This window comes from Orrella sp. JC864 (assembly GCF_037026685.1).
Taxonomy (GTDB): domain Bacteria; phylum Pseudomonadota; class Gammaproteobacteria; order Burkholderiales; family Burkholderiaceae_B; genus Orrella.
Genome location: NZ_JBANET010000025.1, coordinates 43,037 through 57,903, shown reverse-complemented (window position 1 = coordinate 57,903; position 14,867 = coordinate 43,037). Strand labels below are relative to the sequence as shown.

Here is a 14,867-nt window from a genome sequence, read left to right as displayed (position 1 = left end):
CCTAGCGCTGCTGTCCCAGCATTTCGCGCGCGTGCTTGCGCGTGGTGTCGGTCAGCTTGATGCCGCCCAGCATGCGGGCGATTTCCTCCACCCGCTCGGCCTTGCCCAGTTCGGCGATGCGCGAGCGCGTGGCGCCGCCGGTCTCGACCTTGCTGACCTGGTAATGGGCGGCGGCGCAGGCCGCCACCTGGGGCAGGTGGGTGACGCACAGCACCTGGTGGCGCTCGCCCAGTTCGCGCAGCAGGCGGCCGACCACCTCGGCCACCGCGCCGCCCACGCCGCTGTCCACTTCGTCGAAGATCAGGGTGGGCACGCGCGCGGCGCGGCTGGCGATGACCGACAGGGCCAGCGAGATGCGGGCCAGTTCGCCGCCGGAGGCCACCTTGGCCAGGGCCCGCGGCGTGGTGCCGGCGTGGCCGGCCACGGCGAATTCCACCGCTTCCAGCCCCGCGCCCGAGGGCGGTGCCTCGTTGAGCTGCACCTCGAACTTGCCACCTTGCATGGCCAGCTGCTGCATGGCTGCACTGACCCGCTTGCCCAGGTCCTTGGCGGCCTTGCGGCGCGCCGAGGAAAGCTGGGCGGCATGCTGGCGGTAGTCGGCCTCGGCCTGGGCGGCCTGGCGGCGCAGGGCGTCCAGGTCGCCGCTGGCCTGCATCTCGCGCAACTGCGCGTGCAGGGATTCGCGCAGGGCCGGCAGCTCGGCCGGCTCGCGGCGCAGCTTGCGGGCCAGGTCGAAGGCAGCGCCCATGCGCTGCTCGACCTGCGCCAGCCGCTGCGGGTCCAGTTCGAGCTTGTCCAGGTAGCTTTGCAGGTCGGAGACGGCCTCGGCCACGGCGATGCGGGCCGAATCGAGTTCTTCGTGCACGGTGCGCAGCGAGGCGTCGTGGCGCAGCAGCTGCGCGATGCGCTGGGTGGCTGCGGTCAGGCGCGGCTGCACCGCATCGTCGGCATCGTCCAGCGCGGCCAGCGTCTGCTGGGCGCCTTCGAGCAGCGAGTGGGCGTGGGCCAGGCGGTCGTGCTCGCCTTGCAGGGCGTCCCATTCGCCGGGCTTGAGATCGAGCTTGTCCAGTTCGTCGGCCTGCCATTGCACGCGGTCGCGCTCGGTGGCCAGGGTGCCGGCCTCGCGCTCGGCGGTTTCCAGGCGCGCGGCTGCGCCGCGCCAGGCCTTCCAGGCCTGGGCCACGGCCTGCCGCAGCTCGTTGTGCCCGCCGTGCGCATCGAGCAGGTCGCGCTGGGCGTCGGCGCGCAGCAGGCTCTGGTGAGCGTGCTGGCCGTGTATGTCGACCAGTTGGTCGCCCAGCTGGCGCAGCTGCGCCACCGTGGCGGGCACCCCGTTGATGTAGCCGCGGCTGCGGCCCTGGGCGTCGACCACGCGGCGCAGCACCAGCTCGTCGCCGGCGTCGATGTCGTGCTCGGCCAGCCAGGCCTGCTGGGCGGCGCTGGCCTGGAATACGGCGCTGATGTCGGCGCGCGCCGCCCCTTCGCGCAGCATGCCGGCGTCGGCCCGCCCGCCCAGCGTGAGCGCCAGGGCATCGATGAGTATGGACTTGCCCGCCCCCGTCTCGCCCGAGAAGACCGTAAAGCCCGGGCCGAAGGCGATCTCGGCGTGTTCGACGATGACGAAGTCGCGGATGTGCAGCGCGCGCAGCATGGTGTCTTATTCGGCTCCGTCGCCCGATTGCTGCGGCATGCGGTTCCAGTAGAGCTTGCGCCGCAGGGTGGAAAAGAAGCTGTAGCCGGTCGGATGCAGGAAGCGGATGGTGTGCGGCGCCCGGCGCACCTCGATGCGGTCGCCCGGCTGCAGGTCGGACCAGGTCTGCATGTCGAAATGCACGCTGGCGCCGTGGTCGACCCGGCCCATGGCCGTGAGCGTGAGCTGCAGCACGGCATTGTCCGGCAGCACGATGGGGCGGTGCGACAGGGTCTGCGGCGCCACCGGAACCAGCAGCATGGCGTTCAGGCCGGGGTGCAGGATGGGGCCGTTGGCCGAGAGGGAGTAGGCCGTCGATCCAGTGGGGGTGGAGACGATCAGGCCGTCGGCGCGCTGCGTATACATATAGGTGCCGTCCACGTCCAGCCGCACCTCGATCATGCCGCCGCGCCCGGCCCGGTTCAGCACCACGTCGTTCAGCGCCGAGGCGCGGAACATGACTTCGTCGCCGCGCACCACGCAGCCGGTGAGCAGCATGCGGTCCTCGGCCTCGAAGCTGCCTTGCAGCAGGCCGGCCAGCGCGTCCTGGGCATCTTCCAGCGGGATGTCGGTGATGAAGCCCAGCCGGCCGTGGTTGATGCCCACCACCGGCACCCCCAGCGGGGCCAGCTGGCGCGCCGCGCCCAGCATGGTCCCGTCGCCGCCCACGACCACCGCCAGGTCGGCGCGCTGGCCGATCTGCTCGTAGGTGGCGGCGTCAAAGCCGGTGACGCCCGTGTTGCGGGCGGTGTCGGCCTCGATGAGCACGGTGCGCCCGGCCTGAGCCAGCGCACCGGCCAGGGCGGTCAGCAGGGTGTCCAGCCCGGTGTCCTGGTAGCGGCCGATCAGCGCGACGGTGGGAAAATGCATGGGTCGGTGCGTAGCGAAAGGGGTTGCGCTGATTATAGGGGGCGCATGGCTTGTGGCGCTGGACACAAACGACCCATAAAATAGCTGTCATGGACGATCGTGCGCGCGCGCTGCTCAAGGCTCTTATCGAACGCTACATCGCCGACGGGCAACCGGTCGGCTCGCGCACGTTGTCCAAGGTGTTCGACCTGTCGCCGGCCTCGATCCGCAACGTCATGGCCGACCTCGAGGAGCTCGGCCTGATCCAGAGCCCCCACACCTCGGCCGGGCGCGTGCCCACCCCGCGCGGCTACCGGGTATTCGTCGACACGCTGCTGGCGGCCCGGCCCATCGAGCTGGCCCATCCCCATCCGCCCGGCATGAACGGGCTGCTGCCCTCGGCCGACCCGGCCCGCGCGGTCAACGCGGCGGCCCAGCTGCTCTCGAACCTGACCCGTTTCGCCGGGGTGGTGCTGGCGCCCAAGCGCGCCCAGGTATTTCGCCAGATCGAGTTCATCCGCCTGTCCGAGCGCCGGGTGCTGCTGATCATCGTCACGCCCGACGGCGACGTGCAGAACCGCATCCTGATGGTGCCGCGCGACTACCGCGAACAAGAGCTGCTCGAGGCCAGCAATTTCTTCAACCAGCATTTCGCCGGCAAGTCCTTCGAGGCGGTGCGCGCGGCCCTGGCCACCGAGCTGGCCCAGCTGCGCGAGGATATCTCCCGGCTGATGCTGGCCGCCGTCGAGACCGGCACCGAGCCGGTCGACGAGAACGAATCGGTGGTCATCTCCGGCGAGCGCAAGCTGCTGGACGTCTCGGACCTGTCCTCGGACATGGACCGCCTGCGCAAGATGTTCTCCATCTTCGAGCAGAAAACCGAACTGCTGCAGCTGCTGGACGCCTCCAGCCGCGCCCAGGGCGTGCAGATCTACATCGGCGGCGACTCGCAGCTGGTGCCCATGGAAGACATGAGCGTCATCACCGCCCCCTACGGCGTGAACGGCCAGGTGGTGGGCACGCTGGGGGTCATCGGCCCCACGCGCATGGCCTACGACCGCGTCATCCCCATCGTGGACATCACTTCCCGCCTGCTCTCGAACGCGCTCAGCCAGAACCCTTCCTGAACCCCGCGCCCGTTCCGGGCGCCCCTAGAGGTATTGCCGTGTTCCTGAGATCGTTCAAATACATCTGGCCCGAGCGCTTCCTGCCCGAGCCCGCCCAGGACGATCCCTTCGACACCGATCCGCCGCTGGCCGCGGCCGGGCCCCTGGGCGTGCTGCTGGTCAACCTGGGCACCCCGGACGCCCCCACGGCGCCGGCCATCCGCCGCTATCTGGCCGAGTTCCTGTCCGATCCGCGGGTCATCGAGATCCCCCGCTACCTCTGGCTCCCCATCCTGCACGGGCTGGTGCTGCGCATGCGCCCGCCCAAGCTGGCGCCGCGCTACGCGCAGATCTGGATGCAGGAAGGCTCGCCGCTGCTGGTCCATACCCGCCGCCAGGCCCAGGCGCTGGCGGGCGAGCTGGGCGCGCGCGGCCTGGCGGTGCGGGTCGAGGCGGGCATGCGCTATGGCAACCCTTCGCTGGCCGACGCGCTGGCGCGGCTGCGCGCGGACGGCTGCGAGCGTATCCTGACCGTGCCGCTGTATCCGCAATATTCGGCCAGCACCACCGCCACGGTGGTGGACCAGGTGGGCCGCGAGGCCGCGCGCCTGCGCAACCAGCCGGAGCTGCGCTTTCTCAAGCGTTTCCATGTGGATCCGGGCTACATCGGCGCGCTGGCCGGCTCGATCCAGGCCTATTGGGACGCGCATGGCCGGCCGCAGAAGCTGCTGATGAGCTTTCACGGGCTGCCTCGCTACTCGATCGAGCTGGGCGATCCCTATTACCGCGACTGCCTGCAGACCGCGCGCGCCGTGCGCGAGCGCCTGGGGCTGGCGCCCGAGCAGGTCGAGGTCTCTTTCCAGAGCCGGTTCGGCACGGCCCGCTGGCTCGAACCCTATACCGAGCCCATGCTGGCCGAATTGGCCCGGCAAGGTGTTACCGAGGTGGATGTAGTGTGCCCGGGTTTTACCGCCGACTGCATCGAGACGCTGGAGGAAATCGCCCAGGAAGGGCGCGAGGCCTTCCTGCGGGCGGGGGGGCGCCAGTTCCGCTACATTCCGGCGCTCAACGACGATCCGGCCTGGATCCGGGCGCTGGCCGACCTGGTTCAAACTCAGTTACAGGGCTGGGCCGGCGCGCCGGCTGGCCGGGGATAAACTCGATGGCATCCGGGCCGGGCGCAGGCGCCCGCCCGCCGTGCAAGCTTGCTTGCCGCCCGTGCGGCAGCCAGGAGTCCATTGATGAGCACCCCCGAGAACCGCAGGCCCTCCCATACGTCCAAGATCGGCACTTCCTCCGAACCCGGCCACGGCAAGCCCAAGGAGGACGCGGTCGAGCGCGAGCTGGACGAGGCGCTGGAGGATACCTTCCCGGCCAGCGACCCGGTGGCCGTGACCCACGATCCCGACCACGCCGCCCAGGCCGAGCGCGACAAGGTGGACAAGGCCTTGAAGGACACCTTCCCGGCCAGCGACCCGCCCCCGACCACCCCCCGAAAGCCCTGACCGCCGTGGGGCCTTGAAATCCGGGCCGCGATCCCCATGTACGGGGAAATCGCAACTTTTATCCCCGGAGGATGCCCCATGACGGCTACGAACGAGCCCGACAACCCCAGGCCCGACGAGACCGCCAGCCCCGCTGCTGCCCCCGGGCAGCCCGATATCCAGGCCCCGGCCGCGCAAGAGCCGGCCGGGCAAGACCCGCAAGCCCAGGGCGAGCCGGCCCAGGGCGCCGACGCCGCCGGGCTGCAAGCCGCCCTGGCCGCCGCCCAGGGGCAAGTCCAGGAACTGCAGGACAAGCTGCTGCGCGCGCACGCCGAGATGGAAAACGTGCGGCGCCGCGCGCAGGACGAAGCAGCCAAGGCCCGCAAGTTCGGGATCGAGTCGTTCGCCGAGAGCCTGGTGCCGGTGCGCGACAGCCTGGAGGCCGCCCTGGCCCAGACCGGCCAGAGCGCCGAGGACCTGCGTGCCGGGGTCGAGGCCACCCTCAAGCAGCTGGTGTCGGCCTTCGAGCGCAACCACCTGAAGGAAGTCGCTCCCGCCGCCGGGGAGAAGTTCGATCCGCACCTGCACCAGGCCATTTCCTCGGTGCCGGCCGAACAGCCCGCCAACACCGTGGTCACCTGCCTGCAGAAGGGCTACCTGATCGCCGACCGCGTGCTGCGCCCGGCGCTGGTGACCGTCTCGGCCGGCGCCCAATAAGGCATTGGACCGGAGCCCGCCATGTCCGCCCTATCCTTCGATCCCACCCAGGTCTTCGAGGCCCTGGCCATGCAGCCCGTCGATAGCGAAGGCTTCGACGCCGCGGTGGTCGAAGGCGGCGGGGACACCCTGCATTGCGTGTTCCTGTGGGGCAAGGACTGCTACAACTGCAATCTGTTCAAGCAGGCCGCCCTGCTGCACCAGCAGGCGCTGCGCCAGCTCGATCTCAAGTGGTTCCAGGCCGACGTCTACCAGGACGTGGCGCTGGGGCGGCGCTTTGCGCTGCACGGGGTGCCCACCTTCGTGTTCTACCGGCGCGGCAAGCGCCTGGGGCGGATCACCGGCTGGCCCGGCCTGCCGCAGTTCCAGGCGGCGGTGGCCAAGTTGCAGGCCGAGGCTTGAAAACCATGGCGGCGTCCCCAATATAGCTAGCAACCCCGGCTTGAAGGCCGAAATTTGACCGAATTCACGTATTTCCTGATTAAATTTCTTAGGTAAGCCATCATGAGCAAAATCATCGGTATCGACCTGGGCACCACCAACAGCTGCGTGGCCGTGCTCGAAGGCGGTCAGGTCAAGATCATCGAAAACGCCGAAGGCGCCCGCACCACGCCCTCCATCGTCGCCTACCTCGAAGATGGCGAAATCCTGGTGGGCGCGCCGGCCAAGCGCCAGGCCGTCACCAACCCCAAGAACACCCTGTACGCGGTCAAGCGCCTGATCGGCCGCAAATTCGACGAAAAGGCGGTCCAGAAGGACATCGACCTGATGCCCTACAAGATCGTCAAGGCCGACAACGGCGACGCCTGGGTCGAGGCCCAGGGCAAGAAGCTGGCGCCGCCCCAGGTGTCGGCCGACGTGCTGCGCAAGATGAAAAAGACCGCCGAGGACTACCTGGGCGAGGAAGTCACCGAGGCCGTCATCACCGTGCCGGCCTATTTCAACGACAGCCAGCGCCAGGCCACCAAGGACGCCGGCCGCATCGCCGGCCTGGAGGTCAAGCGCATCATCAACGAGCCGACCGCGGCCGCGCTGGCCTTCGGCCTGGACAAGACCGAGAAGGGCGATCGCAAGATCGCCGTCTATGACCTGGGCGGCGGCACCTTCGACGTGTCGATCATCGAGATCGCCGACGTCGACGGCGAGAAGCAGTTCGAGGTGCTGTCCACCAACGGCGACACCTTCCTGGGCGGCGAGGACTTCGACCAGCGCCTGATCGACTACATCATCGCCGAGTTCAAGAAAGAGCAGGGCGTGGACCTGTCCAAGGACGTCCTGGCGCTGCAGCGCCTGAAGGAAGCCGCCGAGAAGGCCAAGATCGAGCTGTCCTCCAGCCAGCAGACCGAGATCAACCTGCCCTACATCACCGCCGACGCCTCCGGTCCCAAGCACCTGAACCTGAAGCTGACGCGCGCCAAGCTCGAAGCCCTGGTCGAGGAGCTGATCGAGCGCACCATCGAGCCGTGCCGCGTGGCCATCAAGGACGCCGGCGTGAAGGTCTCGGACATCGACGACGTGATCCTGGTCGGCGGCATGACCCGCATGCCCAAGGTGCAGGAAAAGGTCAAGGAGTTCTTCGGCAAGGAGCCGCGCAAGGACGTCAACCCCGACGAGGCGGTGGCCGCCGGCGCCGCCATCCAGGGTTCGGTGCTCTCGGGCGACCGCAAGGACGTGCTGCTGCTGGACGTGACCCCGCTGTCGCTGGGCATCGAGACCCTGGGCGGGGTCATGACCAAGATGATCCAGAAGAACACCACCATCCCCACGCGTTTCTCGCAGGTGTTCTCGACCGCCGACGACAACCAGCCGGCCGTGACCATCAAGGTGTTCCAGGGCGAGCGCGAGATCGCCGCGGGCAACAAGAGCCTGGGCGAGTTCAACCTGGAAGGCATCCCGCCCGCGCCGCGCGGCACGCCGCAGATCGAGGTCACCTTCGACATCGATTCGAACGGCATCCTGCACGTCTCGGCCAAGGACAAGGGCACCGGCAAGGAAAACAAGATCACCATCAAGGCCAACTCGGGCCTGACGGAAGAAGAGATCCAGCGCATGGTCAAGGACGCCGAGGCCAATGCGGCCGAGGATCACCGCGTGGCCGAGCTGGCGCAGGCGCGCAACCAGGCCGATGCGCTGGTGCACAGCACCCGCAAGTCGCTGGGCGAGTATGGCGACAAGCTCGATGCGGCCGACAAGGAGGCCATCGAGGCCGCCATCAAGGATGTCGAGGAAACCTTGAAGGGTTCGCCCGACAAGGCCCAGATCGACGCCAAGGTCGAGGCCCTGGCCACGGCCGCGCAGAAGCTGGGCGAGAAGATGTACGCCGACGCCCAGGCGCAGCAGGCGGCGCAGGCCCAGGCCGCGGCCGATGGCGCCAAGCCTGCGGACGACAACGTGGTCGATGCCGACTTCAAGGAAGTCAAGCGCGACCAGTAAGCCGGGCGGCCCGGCGGCAACCAAGCGCCGCGCGCGTCCAAGGGGGCGGGTGCGGTGCGCAAGCTACGCTCGGCGCCGGCGCTTTGCCGGCGGCCGGGCGTCTTCGCTCCAGGAATACGAACCGCCTTCAGGGCGCGAACTGAGCAATCATGGCAAAACGCGATTACTACGAAGTTCTGGGCGTCGCCAAGAACGCCTCGGATGACGAGATCAGGAAAGCCTACCGACGGTTGGCGATGAAATACCATCCGGACCGCAATCCGGACAGCAAGGAAGCCGAGGAAAAGTTCAAGGAGGCCAAGGAGGCCTACGAGATGCTTTCCGAGGCCGACAAGCGCAGCGCCTACGACCGGTACGGGCACGCCGGCGTCGACCCCAACGCGGCGGCGGGCGCGGGCATGCATGGCGGTTTTGCCGACGCCTTCGGCGACATCTTCGGCGAGATCTTCGGCGGCGGCCGGCGCCCCGGCGGCGGGCCGCAGGTCTATCGCGGCGCCGATCTCAAGTATGCGCTGGACATCACCCTGGAGCAGGCCGCCAACGGTTTCGATACCGAGATCCGCGTGCCCAGCTGGGAAAACTGCGATACCTGCCACGGTTCGGGCGCCAAGCCCGGCACGCAGCCCAAGACCTGCCGCACCTGCGGCGGCGCGGGCGCCGTGCGCATGCAGCAGGGCTTTTTCAGCGTGCAGCAGACCTGCCCGACCTGCCACGGCTCGGGCAAGGAGATCACCGAACCCTGCCCGGCCTGCGAAGGCGTGGGCCGCATCCGCCGCAACAAGACCCTGCAGGTGAAGATCCCGGCGGGCATCGACGACGGCATGCGCATCCGCTCCAGCGGCAACGGCGAGCCCGGGCTGAACGGCGGGCCGCCGGGCGACCTGTATGTGGAAATCCACATCAAGCCGCACAAGATCTTCCAGCGCGACGGCGACGATCTGCACTGCGAGCTGACCATTCCCTTCACCACCGCCGCCCTGGGCGGCGAGGTGCAGGTGCCCACGCTCACCGGCAAGGCCGAGATCGCCATTCCCGAGGGCACGCAGTCAGGCAAGACCTTCCGCCTGCGCGGCAAGGGCATCCGCGGCGTGCGCGCCAGCTATCCGGGCGACTTGTACTGCCACTTGGTGGTCGAGACGCCGGTGCGCCTGAACGAGGACCAGAAGGCGCTGCTGCGCCAGTTCGAGGCTTCGCTCAACGATGGCGGCGACCGCCACTCGCCGCAAAGCAAGTCCTGGACCGACCGCGTCAAGGAATTCTTCAGCTAGCAAGCAAGAAAGCCTGCTCCCAGGGAGCAGGCTTTGCGCCTGGACCGGCCGCGGCGGCGGCCTTTAGTTGGTCTTTTTCGGATAATCCAGGTTGCCGCGCGAAGTCTGGCCGGTGGCCTGGGCGGCATCGCGCTCGGCCGAGACCTCTTCGCGGGTTTGCGAAGTGGTCTGCTCGCGCTGGTTCAGCTGCGTCAGCTCGCCTTTTTGCTGCATGTCCCCGGTGGCGCGGGCCGCGTCGCGGTCCTGCGTTACTTCTTCCCGCGTATTCATGTTGGGCGAGCCGGTGCCCCCGGGCTGGTAGTCCAGGTTGCCGCGCGACTGCGTGCCTTCCTGCGGCCCGGTGCCGGGCGTGACCGGCGAGGCGGTGTCGGGCACGGTGGTCGTGCCGGCCTGCGCCAGCAGCTGCCCGCCGCCGGCCGGGCGGTCCAGACCGGCGGCATGGACGGATGCGGCGCCCAGCAGCGCCGAGGACACGATCACGATGGGGGTGAGCTTCTTCATGAGAGACCTCCGATACGGTTGTTTTGGATGCGGGCAGGGGCGGGCCGGTTGGCCATGCATCGCCTGCGCGTTGACCGTTGTTCCAGTATGGAGGCAGGAAAAACGGCCGTGTGAGCAGGTCTTACCCGGGCAAGGGGACCGGCCCGCCCCGGCTTGCCAACCGGTGCCATACGAAGCGTTTTTTCACAGCTTCAAGACAAAGCGTTGGCTGCCCGGCGCGCTGGCATGAACCAAATCCGCCGACTACACTCGAACGCTGGTTCGCATTCAGAGGATGTGCCGATGTCTATCGTGTTGTGGGGCGCGCGGCGCCTTCTGGCCGGGCTGGCCGCTGGTTTCCTGGCTTTTCAGACGGCGTGGGCGAGCCTGCCCAAGGGGCTGGAGCAGGTCGCGGTGGTCGAGGGAATCACCGAATACCGGCTGCACAACGGCCTGCGGGTGCTGCTTGCGCCGGACCAGTCCAAGCCCACCACCACCGTCAACATGACCTATCTCGTGGGTTCGCGCCACGAAAGCTACGGCCAGACCGGCATGGCGCACCTGCTCGAGCACATGCTGTTCAAGGGCACGCCCACGGTGCGCAACGCGCTGGGCGAATTCTCGCGCCGCGGCCTGCAGGCCAACGGCTCGACCTCCAGCGACCGCACCAATTACTTCGCCAGCTTCGCCGCCGATCCCGAAACCCTGGACTGGTACCTGGGCTGGCAGGCCGATGCCATGGTCAATTCGCTGATCGCGCGCGAGGACCTGGATTCGGAAATGACGGTGGTGCGCAACGAGATGGAAAGCGGCGAGAACAACCCTTTCCGCATCCTGATGCAGAAGATGCAGGCCGCCGCCTACCAGTGGCACAACTACGGCAAGAGCACCATCGGCGCGCGCTCGGACGTCGAGAACGTCGACGTGGCGCAGCTGCGCGAGTTCTACCATCGCTACTACCAGCCCGACAATGCGGTGCTGATCGTGGCCGGCCAGTTCGACCCGCAGGCTGCCTTGCAGTCCATCGCCCGGGCCTTCGGCAAGCTGCCGCGCCCCGAGCGCGAACTGCCGCCGCTGTATACGGTCGAGCCGGTGCAGGACGGCGAACGGGCCGTCACCCTGCGCCGCACGGGCGGCACGCCCCTGGTGGCGGCCATGTATCACATCCCGGCGGCGGCCAGCCCCGATTTCGCCGCCGTGGAGCTGGCCGCGCAGATCCTGGCCGATACCCCCTCCGGCCGCCTGTACCGCGAAATGGTGCCCAACCGGCTGGCCGCGGCCACCTTCGGCTTCACCATGGACCAGCACGACCCGGGCCTGGTCATGTTCGGCGCGCAGCTGCAGCCGGGCATGCCCCAGGACAAGGCGCTGGCCACCCTGACCGATACGCTGGAATCCGTCGGCAAGAACCCCTTTACCCAGGAAGAGCTCGATCGCGCGCGCAGCCAGTGGCTCTCGGCCTGGGAGCAGGCCTACAGCGATCCGGAGCAGGTCGGCGTGGCGCTGTCCGAGGCCATCGCCGCGGGCGACTGGCGGCTGTTCTTCCTGCAGCGCGACCGCGTGCGCGGGGCCACGCTCGAGCAGGTGCAGCAGGCCGCCGAAACCTACCTGCTGCAAAGCAACCGCACGCAGGGCCGCTACATCCCGACCGACAACCCGGTGCGCACCCCCTTGCTGCGCGCGCCCGACCTGGGCGAGGTCTTTCGCGACTACCAGGGCGATCCTGACTTCAAGCAGGCCGAAGCCTTCGACCCCACGCCGCAGAACATCGACAGCCGGACCGAGCGCAAGACCCTGAACCTGCCCAACGGCGAGGTCAGGCTGGCGCTGCTGCCCAAGGCCACCCGCGGCGGCCGGGTGCAGGCCGCGCTGGAGATCAACTTCGGCGATGCCGACATGCTCGGCGGCCAGCGCGCCGTCGCCTCGGCCGTGGCGGACCTGCTCGATCGCGGCACCGACAAGCTCAGCCGCCAGCAGATCCGCGACCGCATCGACCAGCTGCGCGCCGACGTGTCCTTCTCGGGCGGCGGCACCACGGTCTCGGTCAACATCTCGGCCCCGGGCGAGAACCTGCCCGAGCTGATCGCGCTGGCGCTGGACGTGGTGCGCAATGCCAGCTTCCCGCAATCGGAAGTGGACGAATACGTACGCCAGGCCCTGACCTCGGTGCGCAGCGCCATGACCGAGCCCACCGCCCTGGCCTCGCGCGCGCTGGCGCGCCACGGCAATCCCTGGCCGCGCGCGGATATCCGCTACGTGCCCACGTTCGAGGAGAACATCAAGGAAATCGAATCCCTGACCCGCAAGGCGCTGGTCGATTTCCACGCCAACATGTACGGCGCCGGGGCCGTGCGCTTCTCGGCGGTGGGCGACTTCGACCCGCAGGCCGCCGAGAAGGCCCTGGCCGAAGGCCTGGCGGGCTGGCGCCGCGCCCCGGCCTATACCCGGGTCAGCAACCCCTACCGCGAGGTCGAGCCCCGCCAGTTCGACATCGACACGCCGGACAAGGCCAATGCCTTCTACATCGCCGCCCGGCCGCTGCCCCTGCGCGATACCGATCCGGATTTCGCGCCGCTATACCTGGCCAACTTCCTGCTGGGCACCTCCGAGACCTCGCGCCTGTGGACGCGGGTGCGCGAGCAGGAGGGCCTGTCCTACAACGTGCGCAGCAACCTGTCGGTCTCGGCCTACGAGCCTTCGGCCACCTGGACGGTGTACGCGATCTTTGCGCCGGAGAACCGCAAGCGGCTGGAATCGGCCATGTCCGAGGAGCTGGCGCGGGCGGCCCGGGAAGGCTTTACCGAGGCCGAGGTCAAGGACGGCGTGGCCGCCCTGCTGAACTATCGCCGCCTGGCGCGCGCCCAGGACAGCGTGCTGGCCTCGACCTGGCTCAGCTACCTGGAGCGCGGCCGCACCTTCGCCTGGTCGGCCGATATCGACCGCCAGCTGCAGGCGCTGACCGCCGAACGGGTCAACGAGGCGGTACGCAAATACCTGGATCCCGAAGGCTTCGCCAGCGCCGTGGCCGGCGACTTCTAGCGCCCCAACACTCGCATGGCCTGCTCCAGTCCGGCCACGGTGACCGGGTACATGCGGTCCTGCATCAGGTTGCGCATCAGCCCGATGGACTGCCGGTATTGCCAGGACGCCGCAGGCTCGGGGTTGAGCCATACCGAATGCGGCCAGGCCTCTACCAGCCGCTGCATCCAGACGGCCCCCGGCTCGCGGTTGAAGTGTTCCACCGAGCCGCCGGGCTGCAGGATTTCGTAGGGGCTCATGGTGGCGTCGCCCACGATGATCAGGCGCCAGTCGGCGTTGTACTTGCGCAGGATGTCCACCGTATCGATGCGGTTGGACTGGCGCCGCGCGTTGGACTGCCACATGCTCTCGTAAGGGCAGTTGTGGAAATAATAGACCTCGAGATTGCGGAACTCGCTGCGCGCGGCCGAGAACAGTTCCTCGACCCGGGCGATGTGGTCGTCCATGCTGCCGCCCACGTCCAGCAGCATCAGCACCTTCACGGCATTGTGCCGCTCGGGGATCATGCGCAGGTCCAGGTGGCCGGCGTTGCGCGCGGTGCTTGCGATGGTGTCGTCCAGGTCCAGCTCCAGCTCGGCGCCCTGGCGCGCGAACCGGCGCAGCCGGCGCAGCGCCACCTTGAAGTTGCGCGTGCCCAGCTCCTGCTGGTCGTCGTAGTCGCGGTATTCGCGCGCCTCCCAGACCTTGACCGCGCTGCGCTGGCGCGATTGCCCGCCCACGCGGATGCCCTCGGGATGGTAGCCGCCGTGCCCGAAGGGCGAGGTGCCGCCCGTGCCTATCCATTTGCTGCCGCCAGCGTGGCGGCCCTGCTGCTCGGCCAGGCGCTCGCGAAACAGCTCCATCAGCTTGTCCCAGCCGTGCTTCTCGATGGCGGCCTTCTGTTCGGGCGTCAGGCTGCGCTCGAACTGCTGGATCAGCCAGTCCAGCGGGATTTCCTTGTCCGGCGGCAGCGCCGCCTCGATGCCCTTGTAGAAGCTGGCGAAAGCCTGGTCGTAGCGGTCGAACAGGGTTTCGTCCTTGATGAGCACGGTGCGCGCCAGGTGGTAAAAATCGTCCAGCCTGGGCCGCATCGCGCCTTGCCGCAGGGCCTGCAGCAGCGTCAGGTACTCGTTGACCGACACCGGCAGCCGGTGGGCCCGCAAGTGGTAGAAGAAATCAAGCAGCATGGCGCGCGAGTTGATGGGCCAGGTGCGCCCGGACCTCGGGCCATTCGCCGGCCAGCAGGCTGTACATCACCGTGTCGCGCACCGTGCCGTCGCGGCGCAGCGCATGATGGCGCAGCACGCCGTCGCGCCGTGCGCCCAGGCGCTCGATGGCGCGCTGCGAGGCGAAGTTGTAGTTGTCGGTGCGCCAGCCCACCACGCCGGCGCCCAGCGATTCGAAGGCGTGGGTGAGCAGCAGCAGCTTGCAGGCCGTGTTGACGTGGCTGCGCTGCCAGCTGGCCGCATACCAGGTGTAGCCGATCTCCAGGCGGGCCACCGGGGCCACGATGTCGTGATAGCGGGTGCTGCCGATGATCCTGCCGCTGCCTTCCTCCAGCACGGCGAAGGGCAGCATGTGGCCCTCGCGTGCGCCGGCCAGGGCGGCCTCGATGTAGGCGCCGGCCTGGCCGGGCTCGGGCACCGAGGTCACGCGCAGCTGCCAGAGCTTGCCGTCGGCTGCCGCGGTTTCCAGGGCCGGCGCGTGGGCCGGCTCGAGCGGGACCAGGCGCACGCCGTGGCCGGCCAGGGTGACGGGGGAGGGGGCTTGCTTGAATCCGGTGGCGGTCATGAGGGCGGTCGCGGTTTTGGGATGGGGATGG

General features: G+C 68.7%; 13 protein-coding genes. 8 read left to right on the top strand and 5 right to left on the bottom strand.

Translation table 11 applies throughout. The features are described 5' to 3' along the window. Nucleotide 1: 1 nt before the first annotated feature. Nucleotides 2-1,651, bottom strand: coding sequence for a DNA repair protein RecN (gene recN / locus V8Z80_RS18540; RefSeq protein WP_155196878.1), 1,650 nt, complete (start codon nt 1,649-1,651; stop codon nt 2-4). A 6-nt stretch (nt 1,652-1,657) separates the two neighbouring features. Beyond that, nucleotides 1,658-2,560 carry an NAD kinase gene (locus V8Z80_RS18535; RefSeq protein WP_155196877.1) on the bottom strand — a complete coding sequence of 301 codons (903 nt, stop codon included), beginning with the start codon at nt 2,558-2,560 and terminating at the stop codon, nt 1,658-1,660. A gap of 89 nt (nt 2,561-2,649) precedes the next feature. Between V8Z80_RS18535 and hrcA the strand changes: the two genes are divergently transcribed. The 7 genes from hrcA to dnaJ all read left to right on the top strand — a co-directional run bounded on the left by hrcA (nt 2,650) and on the right by dnaJ (nt 9,547). Next, nucleotides 2,650-3,666 (top strand): heat-inducible transcriptional repressor HrcA, encoded by a 1,017-nt coding sequence (gene hrcA, locus V8Z80_RS18530; RefSeq protein ID WP_155196876.1) that lies wholly within the window; start codon nt 2,650-2,652, stop codon nt 3,664-3,666. Nucleotides 3,667-3,704: 38 nt separating this feature from the next. Next, entirely contained in the window at nt 3,705-4,802 is a 1,098-nt protein-coding gene (gene hemH, locus V8Z80_RS18525) for a ferrochelatase (protein WP_336063063.1), read from the top strand. An 84-nt stretch (nt 4,803-4,886) separates the two neighbouring features. Further along, on the top strand, nt 4,887-5,150 hold the full coding sequence (locus V8Z80_RS18520; RefSeq protein ID WP_336063062.1) for a hypothetical protein: 264 nt from the start codon (nt 4,887-4,889) through the stop codon (nt 5,148-5,150). A gap of 78 nt (nt 5,151-5,228) precedes the next feature. Further along, the gene (gene grpE / locus V8Z80_RS18515; RefSeq protein WP_336063061.1) at nt 5,229-5,846 is read left to right on the top strand and encodes a nucleotide exchange factor GrpE; all 618 of its coding nucleotides are present in this window, start codon (nt 5,229-5,231) and stop codon (nt 5,844-5,846) included. A gap of 21 nt (nt 5,847-5,867) precedes the next feature. Further along, nucleotides 5,868-6,248 (top strand): thioredoxin family protein, encoded by a 381-nt coding sequence (locus V8Z80_RS18510; RefSeq protein ID WP_155196872.1) that lies wholly within the window; start codon nt 5,868-5,870, stop codon nt 6,246-6,248. A 102-nt stretch (nt 6,249-6,350) separates the two neighbouring features. After that, complete coding sequence (gene dnaK / locus V8Z80_RS18505) at nt 6,351-8,279, top strand: molecular chaperone DnaK (RefSeq protein WP_155196871.1); 1,929 nt, start codon at nt 6,351-6,353, stop codon at nt 8,277-8,279. 149 nt (nt 8,280-8,428) lie between these two features. Further along, nucleotides 8,429-9,547 carry a molecular chaperone DnaJ gene (gene dnaJ, locus V8Z80_RS18500; protein WP_155196870.1) on the top strand — a complete coding sequence of 373 codons (1,119 nt, stop codon included), beginning with the start codon at nt 8,429-8,431 and terminating at the stop codon, nt 9,545-9,547. A gap of 63 nt (nt 9,548-9,610) precedes the next feature. Here the strand turns inward: dnaJ and V8Z80_RS18495 are convergent, their stop codons facing one another. Next, nucleotides 9,611-10,048, bottom strand: coding sequence for a hypothetical protein (locus tag V8Z80_RS18495; RefSeq protein ID WP_336063060.1), 438 nt, complete (start codon nt 10,046-10,048; stop codon nt 9,611-9,613). A gap of 282 nt (nt 10,049-10,330) precedes the next feature. Here V8Z80_RS18495 and V8Z80_RS18490 point away from each other — a divergent pair, with 282 nt between their 5' ends. Then, nucleotides 10,331-13,066 (top strand): M16 family metallopeptidase, encoded by a 2,736-nt coding sequence (locus V8Z80_RS18490; protein ID WP_336063059.1) that lies wholly within the window; start codon nt 10,331-10,333, stop codon nt 13,064-13,066. Here V8Z80_RS18490 and V8Z80_RS18485 read toward each other — a convergent pair. After that, on the bottom strand, nt 13,063-14,232 hold the full coding sequence (locus tag V8Z80_RS18485) for a vWA domain-containing protein (RefSeq protein WP_336063058.1): 1,170 nt from the start codon (nt 14,230-14,232) through the stop codon (nt 13,063-13,065). The two genes, V8Z80_RS18490 and V8Z80_RS18485, sit on opposite strands and share 4 nt — an antisense overlap. Continuing rightward, the gene (locus V8Z80_RS18480) at nt 14,222-14,836 is read right to left on the bottom strand and encodes a GNAT family N-acetyltransferase (protein ID WP_155197416.1); all 615 of its coding nucleotides are present in this window, start codon (nt 14,834-14,836) and stop codon (nt 14,222-14,224) included. Before V8Z80_RS18480 ends, V8Z80_RS18485 begins: the two co-directional genes overlap by 11 nt. Between the last annotated feature and the right edge of the window lie 31 nt (nt 14,837-14,867).

Excerpts from the sequence above, each read along its gene's own strand:
- recN (WP_155196878.1), bottom strand. The coding sequence starts at position 1,651 with ATGCTGCGCGCGCTGCACATCCGCGACTTCGTCATCGTCGAACACGCC.
- V8Z80_RS18535 (WP_155196877.1), bottom strand. The coding sequence starts at position 2,560 with ATGCATTTTCCCACCGTCGCGCTGATCGGCCGCTACCAGGACACCGGG.
- hrcA (WP_155196876.1), top strand. The coding sequence starts at position 2,650 with ATGGACGATCGTGCGCGCGCGCTGCTCAAGGCTCTTATCGAACGCTAC.
- V8Z80_RS18520 (WP_336063062.1), top strand. The coding sequence starts at position 4,887 with ATGAGCACCCCCGAGAACCGCAGGCCCTCCCATACGTCCAAGATCGGC.
- grpE (WP_336063061.1), top strand. The coding sequence starts at position 5,229 with ATGACGGCTACGAACGAGCCCGACAACCCCAGGCCCGACGAGACCGCC.
- V8Z80_RS18510 (WP_155196872.1), top strand. The coding sequence starts at position 5,868 with ATGTCCGCCCTATCCTTCGATCCCACCCAGGTCTTCGAGGCCCTGGCC.
- dnaK (WP_155196871.1), top strand. The coding sequence starts at position 6,351 with ATGAGCAAAATCATCGGTATCGACCTGGGCACCACCAACAGCTGCGTG.
- dnaJ (WP_155196870.1), top strand. The coding sequence starts at position 8,429 with ATGGCAAAACGCGATTACTACGAAGTTCTGGGCGTCGCCAAGAACGCC.
- V8Z80_RS18495 (WP_336063060.1), bottom strand. The coding sequence starts at position 10,048 with ATGAAGAAGCTCACCCCCATCGTGATCGTGTCCTCGGCGCTGCTGGGC.
- V8Z80_RS18490 (WP_336063059.1), top strand. The coding sequence starts at position 10,331 with ATGTCTATCGTGTTGTGGGGCGCGCGGCGCCTTCTGGCCGGGCTGGCC.
- V8Z80_RS18485 (WP_336063058.1), bottom strand. The coding sequence starts at position 14,232 with ATGCTGCTTGATTTCTTCTACCACTTGCGGGCCCACCGGCTGCCGGTG.
- V8Z80_RS18480 (WP_155197416.1), bottom strand. The coding sequence starts at position 14,836 with ATGACCGCCACCGGATTCAAGCAAGCCCCCTCCCCCGTCACCCTGGCC.